This is a genomic window from Pseudomonas sp. TMW22090 (assembly GCF_022496665.1).
Classification (GTDB): domain Bacteria; phylum Pseudomonadota; class Gammaproteobacteria; order Pseudomonadales; family Pseudomonadaceae; genus Aquipseudomonas; species Aquipseudomonas gregormendelii.
This window is the reverse complement of record NZ_SCFH01000012.1, coordinates 133,231-154,235: the sequence shown is the minus strand read 5'-3', so window position 1 is coordinate 154,235 and position 21,005 is coordinate 133,231. Positions and strand designations below refer to the sequence as shown.

15 protein-coding genes and 2 pseudogenes are annotated in these 21,005 nt (G+C 52.8%); 7 read left to right on the top strand and 10 right to left on the bottom strand.

Annotation, left to right across the window (positions count from 1 at the left end; genetic code table 11):
- Positions 1-126: 126 nt before the first annotated feature.
- The 3 genes and pseudogenes from EQV97_RS27115 to EQV97_RS27105 all read right to left on the bottom strand — a co-directional run.
- Positions 127-246: pseudogene (locus EQV97_RS27115) on the bottom strand (AbrB/MazE/SpoVT family DNA-binding domain-containing protein); the annotation flags it as partial.
- Positions 247-308: 62 nt separating this feature from the next.
- Positions 309-590, bottom strand: a complete 282-nt coding sequence (locus EQV97_RS27110) for a hypothetical protein (RefSeq protein ID WP_240890427.1) — start codon at positions 588-590, stop codon at positions 309-311.
- 259 nt (positions 591-849) lie between these two features.
- Positions 850-1,167, bottom strand: a complete 318-nt coding sequence (locus EQV97_RS27105) for a hypothetical protein (protein ID WP_240890426.1) — start codon at positions 1,165-1,167, stop codon at positions 850-852.
- 145 nt (positions 1,168-1,312) lie between these two features.
- On the opposite strand from EQV97_RS27105, the gene EQV97_RS27100 reads away from it, so the two are divergent.
- Positions 1,313-3,019, top strand: a complete 1,707-nt coding sequence (locus tag EQV97_RS27100; RefSeq protein WP_150641945.1) for an RNA-directed DNA polymerase — start codon at positions 1,313-1,315, stop codon at positions 3,017-3,019.
- 124 nt (positions 3,020-3,143) lie between these two features.
- On the opposite strand, the pseudogene EQV97_RS27095 reads toward EQV97_RS27100, so the two are convergent.
- Positions 3,144-3,352: pseudogene (locus EQV97_RS27095) on the bottom strand (hypothetical protein).
- A 482-nt stretch (positions 3,353-3,834) separates the two neighbouring features.
- Here EQV97_RS27095 and EQV97_RS27090 point away from each other — a divergent pair.
- The 5 genes from EQV97_RS27090 to EQV97_RS27070 all read left to right on the top strand — a co-directional run bounded on the left by EQV97_RS27090 (position 3,835) and on the right by EQV97_RS27070 (position 10,716).
- On the top strand, positions 3,835-5,046 hold the full coding sequence (locus EQV97_RS27090; protein ID WP_240890425.1) for an ABC-three component system protein: 1,212 nt from the start codon (positions 3,835-3,837) through the stop codon (positions 5,044-5,046).
- Positions 5,047-5,049: 3 nt separating this feature from the next.
- On the top strand, positions 5,050-5,535 hold the full coding sequence (locus EQV97_RS27085) for a three component ABC system middle component (RefSeq protein ID WP_150641943.1): 486 nt from the start codon (positions 5,050-5,052) through the stop codon (positions 5,533-5,535).
- Positions 5,532-7,472, top strand: a complete 1,941-nt coding sequence (locus tag EQV97_RS27080; RefSeq protein WP_240890424.1) for a DUF3732 domain-containing protein — start codon at positions 5,532-5,534, stop codon at positions 7,470-7,472. Before EQV97_RS27085 ends, EQV97_RS27080 begins: the two co-directional genes overlap by 4 nt.
- A 150-nt stretch (positions 7,473-7,622) precedes the next feature.
- Positions 7,623-9,341 (top strand): AAA family ATPase, encoded by a 1,719-nt coding sequence (locus EQV97_RS27075; RefSeq protein WP_240890423.1) that lies wholly within the window; start codon positions 7,623-7,625, stop codon positions 9,339-9,341.
- 154 nt (positions 9,342-9,495) lie between these two features.
- Positions 9,496-10,716, top strand: coding sequence for a UvrD-helicase domain-containing protein (locus EQV97_RS27070; RefSeq protein ID WP_346769753.1), 1,221 nt, complete (start codon positions 9,496-9,498; stop codon positions 10,714-10,716).
- Positions 10,717-10,912: 196 nt separating this feature from the next.
- Here EQV97_RS27070 and EQV97_RS27065 read toward each other — a convergent pair whose 3' ends face one another.
- The gene (locus EQV97_RS27065; protein ID WP_240890421.1) at positions 10,913-11,809 is read right to left on the bottom strand and encodes a hypothetical protein; all 897 of its coding nucleotides are present in this window, start codon (positions 11,807-11,809) and stop codon (positions 10,913-10,915) included.
- 174 nt (positions 11,810-11,983) lie between these two features.
- Between EQV97_RS27065 and EQV97_RS27060 the strand changes: the two genes are divergently transcribed.
- Positions 11,984-12,499: an antitoxin Xre/MbcA/ParS toxin-binding domain-containing protein gene (locus EQV97_RS27060; RefSeq protein WP_346769752.1), complete on the top strand. Its 516-nt coding sequence runs from the start codon at positions 11,984-11,986 to the stop codon at positions 12,497-12,499.
- A gap of 18 nt (positions 12,500-12,517) precedes the next feature.
- Here EQV97_RS27060 and EQV97_RS27055 read toward each other — a convergent pair whose 3' ends face one another.
- The 5 genes from EQV97_RS27055 to EQV97_RS27035 all read right to left on the bottom strand — a co-directional run bounded on the left by EQV97_RS27055 (position 12,518) and on the right by EQV97_RS27035 (position 21,002).
- Positions 12,518-12,922 (bottom strand): hypothetical protein, encoded by a 405-nt coding sequence (locus EQV97_RS27055; RefSeq protein ID WP_240890419.1) that lies wholly within the window; start codon positions 12,920-12,922, stop codon positions 12,518-12,520.
- A gap of 371 nt (positions 12,923-13,293) precedes the next feature.
- On the bottom strand, positions 13,294-15,489 hold the full coding sequence (locus tag EQV97_RS27050; RefSeq protein ID WP_240890418.1) for an AAA family ATPase: 2,196 nt from the start codon (positions 15,487-15,489) through the stop codon (positions 13,294-13,296).
- Positions 15,490-15,545: 56 nt separating this feature from the next.
- On the bottom strand, positions 15,546-15,983 hold the full coding sequence (locus tag EQV97_RS27045; protein ID WP_240890417.1) for a VPA1267 family protein: 438 nt from the start codon (positions 15,981-15,983) through the stop codon (positions 15,546-15,548).
- A 23-nt stretch (positions 15,984-16,006) separates the two neighbouring features.
- Positions 16,007-16,648, bottom strand: coding sequence for a gamma-mobile-trio protein GmtX (gene gmtX / locus EQV97_RS27040; RefSeq protein WP_240890416.1), 642 nt, complete (start codon positions 16,646-16,648; stop codon positions 16,007-16,009).
- Complete coding sequence (locus EQV97_RS27035) at positions 16,641-21,002, bottom strand: VPA1269 family protein (protein WP_240890415.1); 4,362 nt, start codon at positions 21,000-21,002, stop codon at positions 16,641-16,643. Before EQV97_RS27035 ends, gmtX begins: the two co-directional genes overlap by 8 nt.
- Positions 21,003-21,005 lie beyond the last annotated feature (3 nt).

Sequence of the window (21,005 nt, the reverse complement as noted above, 5' to 3'; positions counted from 1 at the left end):
CAGCAAGAAGTGGACGATGCCGATCCGGGACTGGAAAGCGGCCTTGAATCGCTTCAGTATCCAGTTCGAAGATCGGCTGTTAACGGTTTAATAAAAATCCCGTTTACACAAAATCTAGGACACCCTCATCAAATACAGCGAGTCTCCGACATCAAGCTCGAGCTCCTGCAGCGCCTCATTAGGAATTCGAATCGCACCGTCACCATCCCATTCTTCGATGATGATTTTCATCGGTGGCTTTTTCACATTTGAACTCCGTTGCTATAAGCCGGCAAGCCGTTCCCGCCTGTAGATTCTCAGTGGCACGTTTACAGATCCGGATAATCATCAAGCTTGAGGCTAGGAGCGCCTCCGTCCTCCGGTTCGCTCTTAGGCGTATGCATCACTCCAGCTTCGGCGTCTGCACGCATCTGCTCGAGCTCTTTGTGAAAAGCCTTGTCCTGAACCGTGGGCTTGCTCGTGTACGGCTTTCGTTCTGGTTCAGGTTTGGCTGCATAGGTCGTTACCGCGTCTGGGTCGTGCTGCAGCTTTTCTTGAACTTGCGATGCCAGCATTGTACGGAGCGCGTCTTTGTCGGGACGGTTCAACAAGTTGTTACTCCTATTCGGAAGCCAGGCACTAGCTATTCGATTTGTACATTGAGCAGTTGGTGAGGGCAGGGCTGTTTATATTAGTGGTTGCATCGCAGATTGGCAGGTTACCTGGAGTGCAGGTTAAAAATCCTGGTAAGCCTACCAAGCCTTGGCGGCAACCGTTTGTGATGAAAATGATGTCATAGCTACAGTCTTGAATGCAGCTTTCGAGATGACTGAAGTGGCCAAACATTCGCCTGCCGTTTTGCATGCATGCTCAGAGCCCAGCGAGCAGCCGCTCAAGCTGTTCTCGCTCCCAGGTGCTCAATAGCTCGACAGGATCAGCTCCGTCGCGTTGCCAGAGGTCAAGTGTACCGACTCGGCCATCAGGCGATCTGCAGTACTCGCAGTAGTCCAGGGTGTCACAGTCATTGAAAAGCGTGAGCTGCCAGCCACCAGTCTCCACGGGCATGAGGCCGTGGTAGATCTCATTCCATGATTGGATGGAGCTTCGCGTTATGAAGCGTTTGCCGAGCGCGACGTCCGTCAGTACTTGGCAGACCTCGAGGGCGGTGAGAGGGGCGGTTGTGTACAAATCAGTTGCATCCCAATGATTGCTTGCCTATCGCCTTAGCTTTGCCGAAAAAAAGGTAATTCTGACAAGGCAGCACCGTAGGATGTCGACGTTTGGCTTTCCACAGTAAGATGTTCTCTTCGAACGATGCCAGAGAAGGGACGCGATGGAACTCCAAGACCTGCTTGCGAAAGGCTACTTTCCCGTCCAGCTTCCTACCGGGTTCAGCACTAAACAGCTTGCGGCCAATTTGAGTCATATCCAAGCGCCCTGGGACGCCGAGTTGGCCAAAAAAAATTCTGTGCTGTCACTAGGCGAGCGCTTCTCGGTTGCTAGATCGTCGTACAGCAGACGTATCACATCCATCATCAATCCGGTCAATTTTTATGGACTGGCTAGGGATATTTGTGAGTACTGGCCCCGCATACAAGAACATTACGAAACGAGCGAAATATCCCGCAGCATCCCAGGGTCAGGGGGTAGCTTGCGGGCGATTGATCTGACCAAGTTCACAGACCTCTACGAGGAGCGCGTTCGGCAATCCGCAGGTGCTCGCTACGCTCTTGTCACGGACATCTCAAGCTATTTTCCTACGGTGTACACCCACACCATTCCTTGGGCTCTTCACACCAAAGCCGTCGCGAAGACGAATAAGAAGAAGACCGCACAACACTTCGGCAACATCCTCGACGGTCGATGCATGGGGACTCAGGACGGGCAAACTGTCGGGCTTCCTATCGGCCCCGATACCTCTCACATCATTGCCGAAATCATCGGCGTTTCCATCGATAAGGCGATCCACGAGGAACTCGGAGCTTGGCCGAAGGGCTTTCGGTACGTCGACGATTTCACGTTTTTCTTCAACCGGCGGGAAGAAGCGGAGAGGGCGCTTGCGGTAATCATAAAATGCGTCAGTTCGTTTGAGCTGCAGATCAATGCGTCCAAGACACGAATTGTGGAGGTGCGCGAGCTGGTGCAGGAGTCATGGAAATACAGTCTGAAAAAGCTCCAGATTTCCGCGATGATCAGGCAGCAAAAGGATGACATCCATTATTACTTTGAGATGCTGTTCTCCTTGGAGTCGAGATTTAAAGATGAAAGCTTGGTGAAGTACGGCCTCAAACAGCTGTCATCCACCATCATCAAGATCCCGAACTGGCCCATTGCCGAAGCCTATTTACTGAAGTGCGGCTACGGCTTTCCGAATACCTTGCAGGTGATTACCCAGATCCTCGCGACCTACCATCATCACGGATATCCGCTGAACCTCATCGCAATCACCGATTTCTGCAGCAACCTTTTGGAATCCGCCTCAGCGGCGAATCACCACAGTGAAACCGCGTGGCTTCTGTGGTTGAGTAAGGAAATCGGAATCACGCTCAAAGCATCGCTAATTGAGCAAGTCTTGCGGGTTGAGAGTTCAGTATGTTCTCTCATCGCTCTTGACCTGTATCACAGTGGCTATGTAGATAACCTAATTGATGTATCAAGCCTGCAAGCCCTCGTGTCCCCCGAAGCCCTTTATGGAACCCATTGGCTGATGGCGTACGAGGGCGGACGAAGGCGATGGCTTGGCAATACCGATTTGTCGTTTATCCAGGGGCACCCATGCTTCGGTGTGCTGCTGGCCGCAGGTGTCGGATTTTACAGTCAAGAAGCCAAGATTCCGCCCATCTTCGTTCTCAAAGCAACCGCGCACGGTGAAGCCCGGTTTAACACGGACGAGGAAATCGATGACAACTTCGAATTCGATAACATGGACGAGGAATATTTCGATTCAACAAGTCGGGACGAGGAGGATGGGGTCGAACATGAGATAGAAGAGGCTGGCGAGGACGACGATCCACTAGAAGATCCCGATGATCTCTATTGAAATCATCGAGCGAGTCGTTGCGTCTGATTTCGAAGATTGACGCTACGCTTAAGTTAAGCCGTCGATGGGGGGGCGCCCCTTCGGGCCAACGAGGCCCGGCTAGTCTAACAAGCTCGAAACCTACTCACTCCGGCGACATCAGCACCGCAAACGTCATGTTTATTAACTCTTCATTCTTGCTCATTGTGGCCAAAGCACCGCGTACATTGCCGGCGACATCTGCTGATCCGCGCTGCTCGACCCAGAGCGTGAGTTCCATGATCGCGGCTTCGAGGGCGAGTTGGTTTTGATTGATCTTGAAGAGCAGGAAGGGAGCAGGTCTGTGCTGGACATTGTGAATCCTCCGTGGAAGAGGGCAGCGTAGCAAAAGGTTTGAAACAGTCGCGCGGTTTCGACACCGGCTGAGTGATTTCGGTTTGAGTACAAAGGGTCAATACGCCTGAGCAAAGGGTCTGTCAGCACGCAATCTAGCTCCGACTGACAATCGGACAGTGTGTACCGTCAAAAGAAGACGATTTCAAGAATGAAACGTACTTCAGCTGAGACAATTTATGACAGCGTTCAAAGCCGTTTTGCCAGATTTTTATCGTGAGGTAGGACGCGTCAAAGGGAGAAGCACTACCCAAGATCCGACGGATACGGAAAGATCTCGTCATGGTTTTTCTCGGTAGTCGCTTGACGGCATGTAGGAACTCAGATCCTAGCCCAGTGACACGTTATGGCCTCGCCTGACTTTCTTGGATGGCACTCTGGTATCATTTTTCCCGGTTGGCAAATTTGCATCACTTGCTGTATTAGGAGGCTTTGTGCAGGTTATGGATAACACAGAATCAAATACGGTTCATGACGCGTCGCCAGCCGCCTTGGGATTTTACTATCAGAGCCAGTTTGCATTGCTGACGCTGTTGTCTCAGACCGCTGATGACGCCGCCGTGGCCGTGGAGAGACTGGACGATGTAGAGCTCAAGGCCAACGGGCAGAAGCTGCTCTTTCAGCTCAAGCATTCCGTCCAGGAAAACCCTCCTCCTGTCAGTCTGGCATCCGTAGCGTTGTGGAAGACAATCAGAGTGTGGATCGATGCCTTGCCGTTGGTGTCACTCGCCGATACGACCTTCCATCTTGTTTCGGTGGGGAAGGTGCCGGACAACTCACCACTGCAGGCCCTGTGCGACACGCACGCTGATCGCGATGTGCTACTCAAGGCACTAGTTGAAGAGGCTGCCAGAGTGGTCGAGGAGCGTGCTAGCGCAAAGTCTGCTGGTGACAAAGTTCCTCATGGGCCACGTGCCGCTGGCTGTGAAGCGTTTCTTGCTCTCGATGCTTCGGTCAGACTGAGTCTGCTCCGACGAATTCACATTCAGCAGGACAGCGTCACCATCGGGCAAATCCCTGGCGTGGTTTCTAAAAGATTGCACATCCTTCCCAAGGAGCAACGACTTAAGGCAGCCGAACGTTTGCTGGCATGGTGGGATCAGCAAGTCATCTATACCCTTTGCGGTAAGCGTGAGCGGGTCATCCAGCGCAATGAGATGGAACATTGTATTTCCTCAATCATTGCGCAGTTGGAGGAGGAGAAACTTGTAGCCGAGTTCGATCTGGTCAGCCACCCCGAGGACTATGAAGCTGACGGAATGCTGTACCGCCAGATTGCCTTGGTCGATGGAAAGGGATCCGACGTGTCCAGGGCTGTTCGCGAGCAATGGCGAGCGAAGGAGCAGCGATCAAAATGGATCGTCGATAATCCGCAGATGCGCTCGAAGATCGCAGGCTACGACGCCAAGCTCGCCGAGCACTGGTCAGATCGGCATGTTCAGATGGCCGAGGACTGCGAGGATCTCAGCGCCTCCCAAGTGCGAGCCAAGGGTTTGGAGCTTCTGCGCTGGACTCACGAATTTGCCCCAAATCAAGTTGAGCCCATCGCCCCCAGTTGGCAGGGACACTACTACGTTCGAGGCACCTTTCAGGTACTGGCCATCGACCTTCAGGTTGGATGGCACGCGGACTATCGCAAGCTTCTCAAGGACTAGAGCATGGTCATCGCCCATGACATTTTTGCCGAAACCAATCCGGCTTATTGCGCCGCGCTACTGGCCACGTTTGTGGGCGCCTATCGTTCCCAATGCGACACCGATCCGGACATCGTTTTGTGTTACGCAGCCCTGCCTCTGGCGTTGTCTGGTGATCTCGCAGCCACGTTCGACCGTACCAACAGCCGTACTGGCCTGCTGGAGTGGCTTCATCGTAGCCCGGTCATTCAGATCCGGCTCGCTGGTCGGGTGAATGGCTCACTGGATATTGTGACGGAAGCAATCCGATTTGCCTGCTTCAGCAACCTCCTCGTGGTCAACGCCGAAGGCCGATTAGTCCCTGGTGCCTCTAGCGTGCCGAAAGGCCTTACGAAACAGCTTGGCGAAAACACCCAGCAAACTTTCAAACACATTGAACGCCTGGGCTGCTGGCTGGCCTTGGCAGGCTCGACAAGGACGGTATTCGACATGATGGGGCTGGAGTTATGAGCCGTTGGAACATTTCAGACATCTTTTTTATTGGCGAAGGCGGGCGTGTTCGCATCCTCGACCTGAAGCCTGGAGAGGTCAATATTTTCACCGGGGCATCCGGCACAGGTAAGTCGACGTTGATCAAGGCGATCGACTATTGCCTTGGTTCCAGCAAATGTGAGCTCGCAGCTCATGTGAAGCGTCACAGCCTTGCGGTGGGTGTGAAGTGGGTACTGGGTGAGGCTCAGATGATCACCGGTCGGCTCATTCCGCCCGTGGGAAAAGGAACCAGTACGCGGATGTTCGTCAGTAACGGGCGTAATCTCCCCATTCCGAACGCTGTAGACCGGTTAGAAGGCGCCACAACGCTCGACGCAGGTAAGTCTTATATCGAGCGCGCGTTCGGCATTGGCGGTGTACCTGATGTCTCCGATGACAAGACCTCCCGAAAATGGCGTCCAACGGTGCGCCATGCGACGGCCTACATGTTCGTCCCGAAAGATGTGATCTATAACGAAACGGCACTCCTTCACGGGCTTGATCAGGCCGATGAGGCACCGGCCATCATCGAAACGATGCCTTATTTCTTGGGCGTTGTGACGGAAGACAATGTGCTCCAGGAGCGGCGACTGCGTGACCTGCGCAGGAAGCTTGAGCGCGAGGAGCGGCAATTGCGTACTCGCCTGGCTGCGGGCAGCGATTACAAGAAGCACGCGGTGCGATTGCTTCTGGACGCGCACCGCAGTGGTCTTTGCGACCTCCCTCCAGATGAGGCCTCCGAAAGTGAGTTGCAGGGCGCTCTGGTTCGAGTCAAGCGGCTCAAGCCGAGCGCTGCTACGAATCCTAATGAGAGTGAGCTTGCCAATCTCTATGCGCAGCGGCGTAGCCTGCTCAGCGACATCGAAAAAGCTCGACGTAAGTCCCGCGCAACTCGAACTGCCCTGCAGGAAATGATTGGTTTTGAAGGTGCAGTCCGGCGCCAGTACGACAAGCTTAAAATCGCTGAGCACCTTCAGGTAGTGGGCCAGGCATGCCCTATATGCGAGACCCCAAGTGAGCGCGGCGTCGCGATATCTGAGGCTATCCGACACTCCATGGATATCGTTAGATCGGAGAGCGTAGCGGTCGAAAATGTCCGACCTCGCCTGGTGGAGCATGAGGATTCTTTGCAGCTGGAGCTCGCTAGGCTCAATCTCACACTTAAAGACGTCGATGAGCGCCTCAAAACTTGGATTCGGCAGAGTGACGAAGTAAAGCGGCTGGATAGCCTCGCCCAATACCAAGCCCATTTGCTTGGCAAGGTGTCTCAATTTTTGGAAATGAATCCGACAACGCCACCGCCTGGCCCTGACCTAAATGTATTGCGAGAACAAATCCAAGGATTGGAGGGTCTTGTTGATAGCGGTGCCAAACAGGTACTGCTCTCCCGTGCTGAGCGCAAAGTATCCCGGTTCCTGTCAGAGGCATTCGCCCAGTTACCAACGGGCGGTGTTTGCGTTGGCGCAGAGTTAGAGTTCTCGTCCAAGCCCCCGGATGTCGCGATTATCGAAGCACACTCCCAAGCTGTATTGCGGTTGCCAGATGCGGGGTCAGATGAGAACTACTTGGCCATCCATATCGCACTGTCCTTTGCGCTCCAGAAGTACCTCGGAGAGATCGATGCGCCGGTTCCTGCGTTCCTGGCATTTGACCAAATCAGTCGTCCCTACTATCCCCAGCGCGGCGAAGATGAGTCGACCATTGGTGAGAACGAGGAAGTCCTAGCCATGCGCCGGCACCTGGACTTCCTGTTCAATGAGACCGCTGCACAGAAGAGCTTACAGGTGCTGCTGATCGAGCACGCATTCTTCGGGGATGATCAGCGGTATGTCGCCGCCACGCGTAAGCGTTGGCACAAGCTTTCAGAGGATGCACTCATCCCGTTTGATTGGCCAAGGAGAAGTGACTCGCAGTAGATCGGGGAGTGTTGGGGCTTCTTTCAGGGTCGTGGAAGCGGCAAGCCCTTTTTGTCGAAGGGGCATGGCCTTGCAATGACAGTGATTTGTTGAGTTATCTTCCGCTGCAGCTACCCTTGATTGCATTAGGCCATTTCTTTCGGGTGATTGATGCGCGTTGAACAGTTGAAGGTCAAGAATTTCAGGGGCATTAAACATCTCGAATGGAACCTCATGGCGCAGTCGATCTGTTGCCTGATCGGCGTTGGAGATAGCGCTAAGACCACCGTTTTGGATGCCGTAGAGGCAGCATTGTCCCCACGTTGGATGACCTTCAACGAAGCCGACTTCCACCATGCCAACACAGCGGAGGACATCGAGGTTGAGGTCACGATCGGAGAGTTGTCGCGTGCACTGCTTTCCGACGGGCGCTTCGGCCTTTACCTTCGTGGCCTTTCTTCCGAAGGACAGCTCAACGATGAGCCTGAGGACACAGACGACCCTGTTCTCACGGTAAGGTTGTCGGTCGATGCGACCATGGAACCAGTGTGGTCATTGGTCTGCGATCGCTATCCCGTTCCTAGGATTCTATCGAACAGAGACAAAGCAATGTTCTGTCTCGTTCGCCTTGCTGGTGACGAAGCACGGCATTTGACCTGGGCGCAAGGATCAGTGCTGTCGAAGATGACAGAAGCGAACGATGAGACTGCTCAAATGCTGGCTAATGCCTATCGCTCAGCTCGTCAAAGCGCAGATCTTGGCTCTATCCCAGAGCTGGCTCGGGCAGCGATATCCGCCGAGACTGCGGCTCGATCACTCGGGGCCTATATCAATGAGAGTTACAACCCTGATCTTGAACTGGGTCGCGGCGGGTTCAGCTCGGGCTCGATTGCACTACACGACGGCTCCGTGCCGCTGCGGTTAGCGGGGCTCGGCACCAGGCGCTTAGCCACTCTGGCAGTGCAGCGTTCAGCAATCAGCGAAGGGGCAATTGTGCTGGTTGATGAGATAGAGCAAGGGCTTGAGCCTCATCGTGTTCTTGGGGCGATGGCCCAGTTGAAAAAATGGCAGAAGGAAGCAGAAAGCGCACATCTCGCTAAAGGTCAGATCCTAATGACGACTCACTCGGATGTCGTCTTGGCAGAGTTACCCGCCCCCTCACTTTTTATCGTTTCCCGCTCTTCAGGCTCGGTTTCCGAAATCAAGCATGCTTTATCCAGTGGCGATATCTCCCGAGTTTTGAAAGGCGCGCCACGGGCATTGTTTGCTAGGCGAATCTTACTCTGTGAGGGTGCAACGGAGTTGGGGTTAATGCTCGGAGTTAGAGAGCACTACCCAGATCGGCATGGTGGCGTCCCTATAGAGCAGATGGGCTCTGCCATCATCGATGGCGGTGGATCAGCGGGCCCACCATTGGCACTCGCTCTGCGGGCTCTCGGATACCACGTCGGTCTGTTCAGAGATTCGGATCGAAAGCTAGATGCTCATTTTGCTACCAAACTCCAAGCGCAAGGCGTGCGGGTCATCGAATACGGTGGGGAGCTCAATACCGAGCGAGCGGTCTTCCAATCAGCCAATAACACTCAAATCGAGAGCCTCCTTGAACTGGTGACTGGCTTCATAAGCGAGCCTACGCTGATGGATCATCTTGAAAAAGGATTTCCAGCCATAGATGTGACAGAGAGCTTCGACGAGTGGGATCTGGTAGGCGACGACGCTAACCTTCGGTTTCGCATGAGCGATTTAGCTGCCGAGAAAAGCTGGTTCAAGACTGCTGAGCGCGGTCGGGCCATATCTCCTATTGTGTTGGAGATCATGAATGGCTCGCCTGCATCGGCGATAGGCGCATGTTTCAACACCGTCGAGAACTGGCTATATGGTAACGCCTGAGTCCATCCTCTCCCTTAGCCGCAGGGCCATAGTGGCCCCGGCTGGCCATGGGAAAACAGAGCTGATCGCCAAGGTCGCAGCGCTAGGCCGAAGAACTCTAGTACTTACTCACACCCACGCAGGTGTTCATGCCATCAGGGCGCGACTAAAGCGAATGCACGTGCCCGCAGATACCGTGGTGGTCGATACGATCGCATCCTGGGCCCGACGATATGCTCAAGCATTCCCAAGTCGCTCGGGAAGGCCGGCGCTGAGCCTTAACAAACCCAACTGGGACGATGTGTACCTTGGCGCGGTATCCATCCTGATGAGCCCGGTCGTCCAAGAGGTTATCAAGGCCTCCTATGACCGAGTGCTGATAGACGAGTATCAGGATTGTGAACAGCATCAGCACTCCATTGCGGCTTGGCTATCAAGCATTGTCCCGACTGTGATTTTTGGCGATCCGATGCAAGGCATTTTTGAGTTCGTCGAAACTAAGATCGGCTGGAGCTCATCTGTCGCAAGCTATTTCACTCAGGCCTACGAGCTTGAAACCCCCCACCGTTGGGCAACGGCGAATGTGGAGTTGGGCAAATGGATTGCAGCTACCCGGCAGAAGCTTATGACCGGGCAACCGATAGATCTCAGGGATGGGCCGGTCACCTATATCCAAAGCAATGATGCGTTTGACATGTCGTTGTTCTTTGATGGATTTGATTCAAGGACGGGCTCAACTGCGGCGATCAACTGCTGGAGGAACACCTGCAATCAGCTCGCGAAAAGTACCAAAGGCGCTTTCCAGTCAATCGAGGAGATCGGAGCAAAGCGTCTGATGGACTTTGCCGAAGTGTGGGACATGCCGGAATCTACTCCCCAGGCTCGATCCGACGCCTTGAGGTCTCTAATGGATGATGCTGTGACTCGCGTTTCGGCTGATTCAGGGGTCGCCACTGATGTCGTCCTTGACCTGGAAATCTACGCCGCATGGGCAAAACTCTCGATTGGCGGATCCCCCGATAACGCTTTGGATGTGCTGAAGCTGGAAAGGAGCCATCCTCATACAAGGACGTACCGAGGTGAGCTCATTGGCGACACCAGGCGCGCTTTGACGGAGCTTGCGGATGGCCGATATCAGAGTCTGGTCGCTGCGTCGGAAGCTGTTAGGCAGCGACTAAGTATGACCGGTCGGGCCACTGTAGCGAGGACGATTTCGACTCCGTTGCTCCTCAAAGGCTTGGAGTTCGATCATGTCTTGATCCCGGACGCAATGCATTACGTGAAGCAGAAGACTGCTGCTGCGAAATCTTTCTACGTGGCTATTTCCAGGGCTAGACACACTCTGACAATCTCATGCAAAACGCCGATTTTGGAGTTTCCCCTGCCCAACCTCTAGACAGCTTTCGATGTCACTAAATGTCCCGAGCGGGTGTCGCTGAAGACTAAGAGTCAAGCCACGGTATTTTCAAACCTGCATCGCCGTTATAGCCCGACAGCAGGAGATCAATCGGCAGAAAACCAAGAGACAAAGATCGTGATATTCAAGATATCGATCGCATCCACAGCCAAAAAACCATCGGATCTTCGGGCTTTTAGCCCGGCTTGACTTCGCTTTCCGCTAAAGAGAAATCCGGGAAAATATCCTGCGCAAACCAGGTCGGTAGGCCTACCTGCAGCGTATGGCGATTAGATGCCGAGCTCACCACAAGGCCAACATTAATCACCTTGCTGAGCTGATCGCATGCCTCGTTAGGCTGAAGTCCGGTAAAGGTTTCGAACTCGGTACGCGGTAGTGCGCCTTGGATCAGCAACGCAAGGAATGCTGGCCCTGTTTGCGGTCTGATCTCTGCCCCTGTTAAGCGCAAATGCGTTCTGAAGACATGCATAACTGCCTCCCGAAGCCGGCCGCGATTCAGCGCAGCAGTCATGTAATCCACTTCTCGATGGCAAACCTCAAGCATGAATTCGATGAAGCTGAGAATGGATTTACCTGACGGTTGGGCACCATCAATAGGGTCGCCCATTCGCGTGCGATGAGTCGGAGCCAAATCGTGATATTCCTCGTGCCTACGGGCCAAGCCGCGAGCAAGCGACCACAGGTGGGGATGCAATCCGAGCTGAGCCAGATGCTGGTGAATGAGCTTCCTTGCGACAGCCCCTTTAGCATCGGAAAACACTTGGCTTTGGAGTACGTGATAGTGATGAGCTAGCGCTGCTACAATCCGTCGACGAAGCTCAGGTACCTTCTCAAGCGTAGACTGCTGGTTCGCTGAGTTAAGTGCATTCTTCAGAACTTCTGGCTCTGCGTGGTACCCGTCGATGATCCTTGAGTAATGGGCGTCAGAGTCCATCAACAGTCTGCTCAAGCACGCTGCAGTTTCAGGCGTGACCATGCCGGCCAGGTAAGCTGTCTTCGTTACAAGCAAGTCTGCGCTCACCAGAATTGACTGAGGAATCGAGTCGGGGAGGGCCGGGTTTGAGGCATTCATGGCGTTGACACTATCCGTGCTTGAAGCGCTTGTCATGCAACACGTGTAGATTTCGAAACGAGCGAAGCGGTGCATAGCATTTCGTGGAAGTCACGAAAGCTCACAGGCTAGGATGAACTACCCACCTCTCGATACCATGTCTTCCTGGGTCTGACAGATCCTACGTGGCGGGCAATGGGGATATCGCTAATTCGGGCCACCTGGCACGGCTTGGTGGTAGGTTTTCAGATGGAGGTGAAAGTGCTGTCATCGATCAAGGAATACCAACCAGGGCCCCAGATTCCACAAGGCATTTGGATAACCCTCGGGCTGCCGTCACGCGGTACCAGGCTTCATGACCTAGTTCGCGAAGGGCTGCCATTCGAACTCCTTGACCGGATAGCGAGCCTACTGCAGGCGCAGAGAGGGGTGATATCCAAGGCTATTTGCATAGCTCCCTCGACGTTAGCGCGTAGAGCGATAGCAGGGCGGTTCAACACCTTAGAAAGCGACCGCCTCGTTGCATTGGTAGCCGTCTTTGAGGACGCACTTTCCCTCTTCGAAAACGATAAGGCCGCAGCAACGAAATGGATGAGTTCTCCGGTTCGAGGGCTTGGATCGAAGCGTCCAATCGACATGCTGGGGACGAGAGTGGAAACGAAAGCTGTCCTGGATCTTATCGGTCGATTGGAGAGAGGAATTCTTGTGTGAGACTCGTTAGGCCAGGGCTTAGCGCATCTCTCTATGTGCTACGAGGTGCTGCATCTCGGCTGTCCATAGTCGTAAAAACCGACGCCAATCTCTCGCATAGCAACCCTGCCGTAAACGGGTAGACCCAGTACTCGCTTCTTCGAAACGAGTCTTCCACGGCTCTGGTATGTGCTCGTCAAGCACCACTACAAAGTGGGATCCGCTGACTCCCACGATTTCGGTTTCTGGAACACAATCTCGTAGCTCTTCAACCGACATGGCGACTGCATCGCCAATGGGGTCATCTCGATCTTGGCGCTCAATTTCATCAAGAATCGCCAGGTACTGAATCGCTCGATCAGATCCAGGCTGTAGCTTTTCTAAATCCCACAATGCGCAGCGCCGTTTGCGTTCGCGCTGCCAGAGACGATTCGCGTCAATCATCGTTGTTTCCCCCGATTCCTAGTCCCAGTGAGCTCGTCTATTCAATCCACGATGTAGCGTGCAACTGTTCGAGCTGTTCACGCCCCCAAGTACATAATAGGTCGACAGGATCTGCTACGTCGCGCTGCGTGGACTCATGAGGCTGCCTACAGGGTGGGAGACCTGGAGCTACCTAAAGACGTCGTGATTTCGGGCCCTTGGGCCCGGCTTGCGGACATTTGCTACCACATCATATTGTCCGTGTTCATTTCCTTAGGTGTTAGGCACTCGTCGATAGCAAAGTCGGTAATTGTTTACTTATCAGCCTGCATAATGAGTAACCATTGGCTACGGGCGCGAGTCTCTTCAGAGCGCCAAATTAAGTCTCGGCTTCATGCCATAAGCATTTCACCCAACCCCACTTTTCTCGAAAATGCTTTTGGCGGCTGATTAATCGCAGCCCTGATAGCCGCATCATCGCCTACTAAGATCACTTGCACCTGCGCTCTTGTGACTGCCGTATATACAAGCGTTCGATCCAGGATGCGTGAGCGGCGAACCGGAACGATAACGCGCTGAAATTGTGAGCCTTGGGCTTTGTGGACGGTTATAGCGTACGCATAGTTGATGAGGTCAACATCTGTATCAAGTATGTATTGAGAAGCGCCCTCAAAGACCGCCACACCAATAGCCTGACGCATAATGGGTGCACCGTCGGTACCCACATTAACTTTGCGTGGCTCATCAAATACCTCGATAAGCTGCCCTAGAGATCCGTTTTGCAGATTCCGCTGCCAATCATTTGCGCTGTAGAGAAGCAGATCTCCCTCGCAAAAGCCCGTAGCCTCAAACTCGCCGGTTTTGGCATTTGTGATCAGGAGAGGCTTGGCATGTGATGCATATTTCGCGTGGCAAGCTCTGTTGATCGTGTTAACACCAGCAAATGGACATGATCGAGTTGCACCTAGAATTTGTGTTTGTCCGCCATCATCGTAAAGACGCATCACTGTAGGAATAATTTCTTCATCGGCACAGGGTAAAAAAACCAGTTCAGCTTTCACATCCGGGGTGAATGTCGGCCATTGGCCCGTACGTATAGCCTTGGCTGCAGCGGGAATAACAGATTCCTTCGCCTGGCGTTTTGCCTCCGTAAGTTGCGTCGATGGCATGCCTGGCAGGTCACACAGCACATGCAGGATTAGTCCTGCACCTATGGGAGGGAGCTGATACGGGTCACCCACTAGAACTAGATGCGTACCCTTTGGTAGTTTGCAAACAAGACGATGGAAGGTAAGTAAATCGAGCATGGAGGCTTCGTCGATGACGATGACCGGCGTTGGCCCCATTTCTACTGCGCTGACGGAATGCAGAAAGCCGGCAATAGTAGTGGCAGGCTGCTCCGTCGCCTCAATCATTCGAGCCGTAGCGCGGCCAGACAAAGCCATCTGAAAACGAGGTCGACCAAGCGTATCCAGCACTCTGTAAAGTGCTTTCAGAACGGTGGTTTTACCCACGCCGGCCCCTCCCGTAATGATCGAAAATCGATTGCTGCAGGAAGTTTTAACGGCCATCCGTTGTGCTTCGTTCAACGCAAATGCCGGACTGTTTTGATGCCGGCGCTCCTCAAATTCGAAGTCGTTAATCAAGGCATCGATATTGGTCGAGAGTTGCTTTTTAATAACGGGACTTCGCAATAGTATTTTAATGAACTCCGCGCACTGGCGCTCCATCAGGTAGGTTCCGGGGGCGTGCATCATCAGCTCAAAATTATTCGCTTCCCGGCTGACAAACTGGCCCGTTTCCTTGCCAAGGAGCAGCGCCTTTTCCAGAGTCGCTTTAACTACCACCGAGGGTTTAATGAGCCTTCCGACGGTGGCCTGTATGTCATTCAGCGTCGCGCAGGTACTACCTTTCTCGGCCACTCCGTACAGCGCCTCTTCTAAGGCAGCAGCCAACCTGCGCGGATCGTCTAACGCAATGCCAAAATTATCCTGAGATATTTGATCAACCCGCGTCCAAGATCCCTCAAAAGATAACAGTCGGTAGGGATCATCAATCAGCGCTTGTATCGTATTCTCCTTGTGAAATTTGATGGCTTTTCTTGCAAGATCGAGCGGAATGTTCTTTTCCTGAACGAAACGTAGAGTTCTTGCATCTCCATTTTCGAACCATTTGTTAAAGAGAGCGGTGCGCATGTCTTGGTTAGGAATTATCGCCTTGAGCGCATCATCATCACTGTTGTCGAGCACCTCATACAGGCGATCCCCTAAGCTGTCCCAAAGTCTCGTGGCCTTGACGTTACTGATACCGCGCGCATTGTCAGACAGCCACTGAATAATCTGGCTCCCAGACGGCCGTACAAGTCGGATGCTCTGCGCTTCCACCTGCGTCTCGAAGACAACGAATTGATCGTGAGAGCGCTCAAATGTGGACGCGGTGCCGTAGACTTCGTAGATGCATCCCACTGCGATGATTGATGGTTCTGCAATTGACGCAGACAAGCTAACGACAAGTGAATGGCATCGATCATTGTCGCCCGTCTCTGGATCGAGGCGGTGTCCGAAGGCAATACACCCTTTGCGGTTCATCGAACGAATGCTGGTTATTCGAATTGTGGCATTGACTAGGGGAGGTACTCGAGGGCTCATCGAGGCATCCTCCCTGTTTCAGCCATGAATTCGGACATCAGCTTGAAGCGCTCAAGCATCCGCTTCGCTTCGCTCAGCTCCGCCCGCAGCGCAGCATTTTCTTGCTCTAACCTGCTCAGACGCTTGCTGTCATGTTGACGGTTACTGGGCTCCCTATCGTGGATGGTAGGAGTTTGAGTACGAGCTTTGAGAACGGGTTCTGATGTGGGCAATACCCCAACCGTTCGTAAGCGTTGCTCAAGCGTTTCCAGGGCATTTTTAATTGCAGGATTCTGTATGAGGACGCTTCGCGCAAAACGGCATTCAGATGCTATTTCGGATCTCTTCAACTTGCACTTATGAACATATTTGCGAAAGTCGTCGTCTGTTTTCGATACCGACCACGCGATGAAGGCAGCGAAATTCTGTTTTGCAATATGTTGTCCGTTCGCCATCAGTGAGCTCCTGCTTGATCTCGCTATTTCACCTGCAGAGAAAGAATTTTCTCAACGGCGTCACGAAATCCAGGCTTGTAAATTTTCCTACCCTTAGCATCGATAACTTCACCACGACTTCCGAAGGAAAAACCTAGTTGCGAAAGAACTTGTGGATCAATCGCTGCCTTAAGAGCGGCCAGTTCAGCATCGTTTAGTTTTAACTGTAGGGGGATGCTCTGGCCTTCGCCTTCAAGTGCGCCCAGATAGATCGGCGCTCCGCTGGCTTTTTCCTGCCTGGCGATCTTGGCTTTGATGGTGCGTAACTCTTTGGCCAGCAACGTTACGCTCAGACGCAGCACCGGATCATCAATCATCTCGATCCAGTCACTGGCGGTTGACACTTTACTTTCCTTGCTGGGAACCGAGATCAGTTTCCACGACTGAATTAACTCTCGGTAATGGGCACCCGTAGCATTGACGATGGATTTCTCACCGGGTACTGGCAGGCCGCGATCTTGGCCGAGGGTAATTATGCTCTTATACGTGAAGTCCGAAGAGCTGCGCTCATGCAGCAGCTGGCAAACCTTATTCAATGCCTCCAGGCTGCGCTTGCGGCGCGCATCGCTAGCCTCATTTATCAATCGCTCATAGGTTTCGTGAGGAGAGGCCAGTTGATCACTCATACAGTGGAACCTCATGACGTAGCGGTCGAGCGCTATTGGGATTAGATAGGAGTTTCCGTATTTCGGAAGAAATGTGAGTTAGCTCTGGCTCATAAGTGTCAATTTCGAGCAGCATTAAATCGCCAGAAAACAGATCGTCGATCTTCTCCCAAGACCCCAATCGTTGGAGCAAAAGCCTGTTCAACTCATTAGCTACGATTATCTTCTGTTCGTCGCTTAACCTAAACATGGCTGGTGGCAAACCGTTGTTTTCTGCCATCCGGTCGATAGCTTGGGCAATGAGAGGGATGGCACGCGAGGGGTTGGCTGATTGGTAAATTGTCGCGTTCTGGCAGATTTCGGCGAGCAGGTGGTAGTTCGAATCTGATTCTTGAAAAGCGATGCCTATGTCATGCATGTCTCCTGGAACGATCAGCCTGACGTCACCCGTCGAATCTGACTCCTTCTCGTTGATCAGTTTCAGACAGCTTTGGATATGGCCATTGAGTGCTGCGTAATCACCTAATAATACGTCGAGCTTACCTGCGCTTTGCTGTTGGTTGGACACCGCTCGTTTACGCTCCATCTCGTGAAGGAAGGGCTTGCCTTCACGACAGACGTCGTAGTGTTCCTGTTCTAGAGCATCCAACTCTGCTGTGTACCCTTGGTACCGGGCGCTTTCTGTATTAATTTCCAACGCTATTTCGTTCGCAAGGGCGACTAGCCCGCCAAGAAACGGGATGCCAGTGATAAAAAAGCGGCACCGGGGGCAATTTTTCTGGCCTAAATAACCAGCCTCAACGGGGCTGTAATATTTCTCAGCTTTTCGTTCGACAACAACGTCTCCTCCAATGTGGCAGCCAGCTCCTGACATTGGGCAAATGCCACAATCGAACACCACGCAAGCTGTGCTAGGTACGTCAGATTCGATCAGCGAACGATTCCGATCAGTAGCAATCAGCTTACCGCTCAGCGCATCAAGCCCGCCGAGTCTAATGGCCTCGGCGCAGCGTTCAACTGATTTTTGTGCTGCACGTTTCTCAATCTCTCCCATGGGCACGCGCATCTGCTCATTGTTCAGCACGGTGTAGTAGATGGTCATCACCAGGGAACTGTGGCCGACCAGCTTAGAGATCACATGGATCGGTGCGTCCCCATCAGCAATAAACGCAGTAATCAAACTGACGCGCAAGCTGTGAGGGGTGTAAGGACTTACAAAACGAAAAGTTTTATTATCGCTTTTTGTGGCTAAATCCTCCCCGTCCCGTTGAATTTTGTAAAGTAACGCCGGTAATAGGTGGATAAATACGGATTTAGTAAGTAGCGGCTGGCCCGAAGCGTCTGCACGAAAAAGAAAACATTGTGTTCCACGTGCTTTTAGGATTGTTTCATTTGTCTCCGCAGGAAGAGTAATCTCTGTCCATGGCGTTGGGTCGGTAAGAGGATTGTATTTGGCCTGCCAATCGCGCAGAAGCAAGAACCAATACATTAGATCGTCCGGAATCCAATCGACATGATAGCCGCCTGCTTTGCGGCCTGTTTTGTTGGTAGTTACATAAAGTCTAGGGGCATCTTTGATACCGCGCTGGACGGCTGCTTGAGGGGGGCGTCGTGTCTTTCTTACCCTACGCATTATAGGGCCTGTGTTCTTCTCCCAGCGAATCGAACCATCGGCGTTAAGAGCTGCAATTTCGCTATCCGCCTCCCCGCTGTCGAGCCAAAGAATCTGCTGTCCTCTTAGCGGAAAGCGCAACAAAGTGTAGAGGGCGACAAAACGTGCAGGCGACCAAATTTGGTACTGCTCAATCGGTTGACGCTTACCGTCGGGAGTTAGTTCGCTTGTTTGCACTGTACGCCAGATGCAATTCGTATCGCTGCGATCAATTTTCGACTCATCAACATTCTTCCAATCAATGCTGGAATCGAAGAAGTCCCGGAGGTGGGGCAAATCACTCAATGTTGGCCTTGTCAGCAAGGCGGCTTCACTGTTGGGCACTAAAAAATTTCGTGCGCGGAGGATGTATTCGTAACCAAGCGGAGGCTTGGTTGACTGAGAGGGCCGATCTCTTTGTAGGCTGTCTGAGTACCCAGCCAGGATAGTCGATAAGGGATTGCGATATTCCTGGAGTACTATGCGCTCGTCATTGTCCTCATCAGTGCAATCTGCATCCAGCAACCATTGAAAGAATCCCTCGAGTGAGCTGTGAGTGGTCTGTTTACTGGAAGGGGCCTGGCTTTCGATCAGTTGGGTGTAGACTGTGGTGCTAAATGGATTGGTTCGCAGTAAAAAAAATTTAGAGTTGTCGGGTAACTTCAGAGGGTTAACATAGCCATTCAAGAAGATTTTGATGGCCGTTCTTTTGTTTGGGATTGCCGTTTGTGACTTCAGCCACCGCTCAACATCGGCTAAGATATTCGGGTAGTCTGATGAGCAGTCTACAGGCTTATCAATGCCCAAGAATGTATACCAGTCCGTCCAGCCAAGATCGGCATATAACTTTTCAGGGTTTGAATGTAGTCTTGGGTCTTCGCGATAGCCAGCGCTATATTCCTTGGCAGTCTTGAACCCCAGATCCTGGCATACGAGCTGCGCCTCATCATAAGTGTGCCAAGGTGACTTTTCCTTACCAAGGAACTCGTACCACCCTGTCCAGCCTGATTTAGCGTAGGAATGGTGAGGGCCTCCAGGTAATTTCGGATCTTCTCGATAGCGAGCGGTGTAATCAACACTGCTCTTTATACCCAGCGCCTGACACACCTCCTGCGCCTCGGTGTACGTGTAGGTGTGATTTTCTTTATCAAGGAACTGGCACCAGCCAGTCCAACCTGAATGGGCATAGATTTTTTTGGGGTCGGAGGGCAGCTTCGGATCTTCTCGATAACGAGCAAAATAGTCGTTGCCGGATTTAATGCCAAGCCGTTGGGCTGCCGCCTGAGCCTCGTCGAAGGTATAAAAAGATTTGTTTCCTAGGAAGTCATACCAACCCTTCCAGCCTTTATTTGCATAGAACTGATAGGGTACAGCAGGCAACTTCGGGTCTTGCCGACGGCGAGTTTTGTAGTCTCTACCGTCTTTGATGCAAAGTGCCAGGACAGCTGCCTTTGCTTCGTCGTAGGTCGGGTAGGTACTCCCCCCTAAAAACTCGAACCAGCTCGTCCAGCCGATACCGGCGTAGCATAGTAAAGGGGCGGAAGGCAGTCTCGGGTCTTGTCGATGGCGATTTATGTAGTCAATTTGATGTTTGATACCCAACTGCTTAGCCGCCGCCTGCGCTTCAACATAGGTTGAATATGGATCGGGCTTTGTCTTCCCTAGAAACTCGAACCAGTCCGTCCAACCGACGCCTGCGTAGTATTTGAAGGGAGCGCCAGGCAATCTCGGGTCTTGTCGGCGGCGAATTTTGTAGTCAGGGGAGTCACTGATGCCAAGTGCCAGGACAGCTGCCTGAGCTTCTGCGTAGGTCGGGTAGAGGTTGGGTGTATTACTCCCCAAGAAATCTAACCAGCTCGTCCAGCCGACATCGGCGTAGCATTGAAAGGGAGCGAAAGGCAGTCTCGGGTCTTCCCGATAGCGAGAGGTGTACTCAGTTTGATGTTTAATGCCCAATTCCTGCGCCGCCGTTCGCGCATCACCATCGGTTGCATATGGATCAGGCTTGTTCTTTCCCAGAAAATCGAACCAGTTCGTCCAGCCGACATCGGCGTAGCATTGAAAGGGAGCGAAAGGCAGTCTCGGGTCTTCCCGATAGCGAGAGGTGTACTCAGACTGGGTTTTAATGCCCAATTCCTGAGCCGCCGCCCGCGCGTCGATATATGTTGCATATGGATCAGGCTTTTTCTTTCCCAGAAAATCGAACCAGTTCGTCCATCCGACCTCGGCGTAGCGCTCTAAGGGCGCGGAAGGTAATCTCGGGTCTTCCCGATAGCGAGAGTAATACTCAGACTGGGTTTTAATGCCCAATTCCTGAGCCGCCGCCCGCGCATCGACATAGGTTGAATATAGATCGGGCTTTTTCTTCCCCAGAAAATCGAACCAGTCAGTCCAACCGGCACCAGCATAGAACGTAGAGGGCATTGCAGGCAGCCTAGGGTCTTCCCCATGGCGAATTTTGTAATCAGGGGAGTCCTTGATTCCAAGTGCGAGGACAGCTGTCTGAGCTTCGACGTATGTTGAATATAGATCAGGCTTTTTCTTTCCGAGAAATTCGAACCAGTTCGCCCAGCCGATGCCTGCGTAGTACTTAAAGGGAGCGTAAGGTAGTCTCGGGTCTTGCCGACGACGAACTCTGTAGTCTCTACTGTCTTCGATGCCAAGTGCCAGGACAGCTACCTTGGCCTCAGGGTAGGTGTAAAGCGTTGTGTTCTTCCTAACCATTAC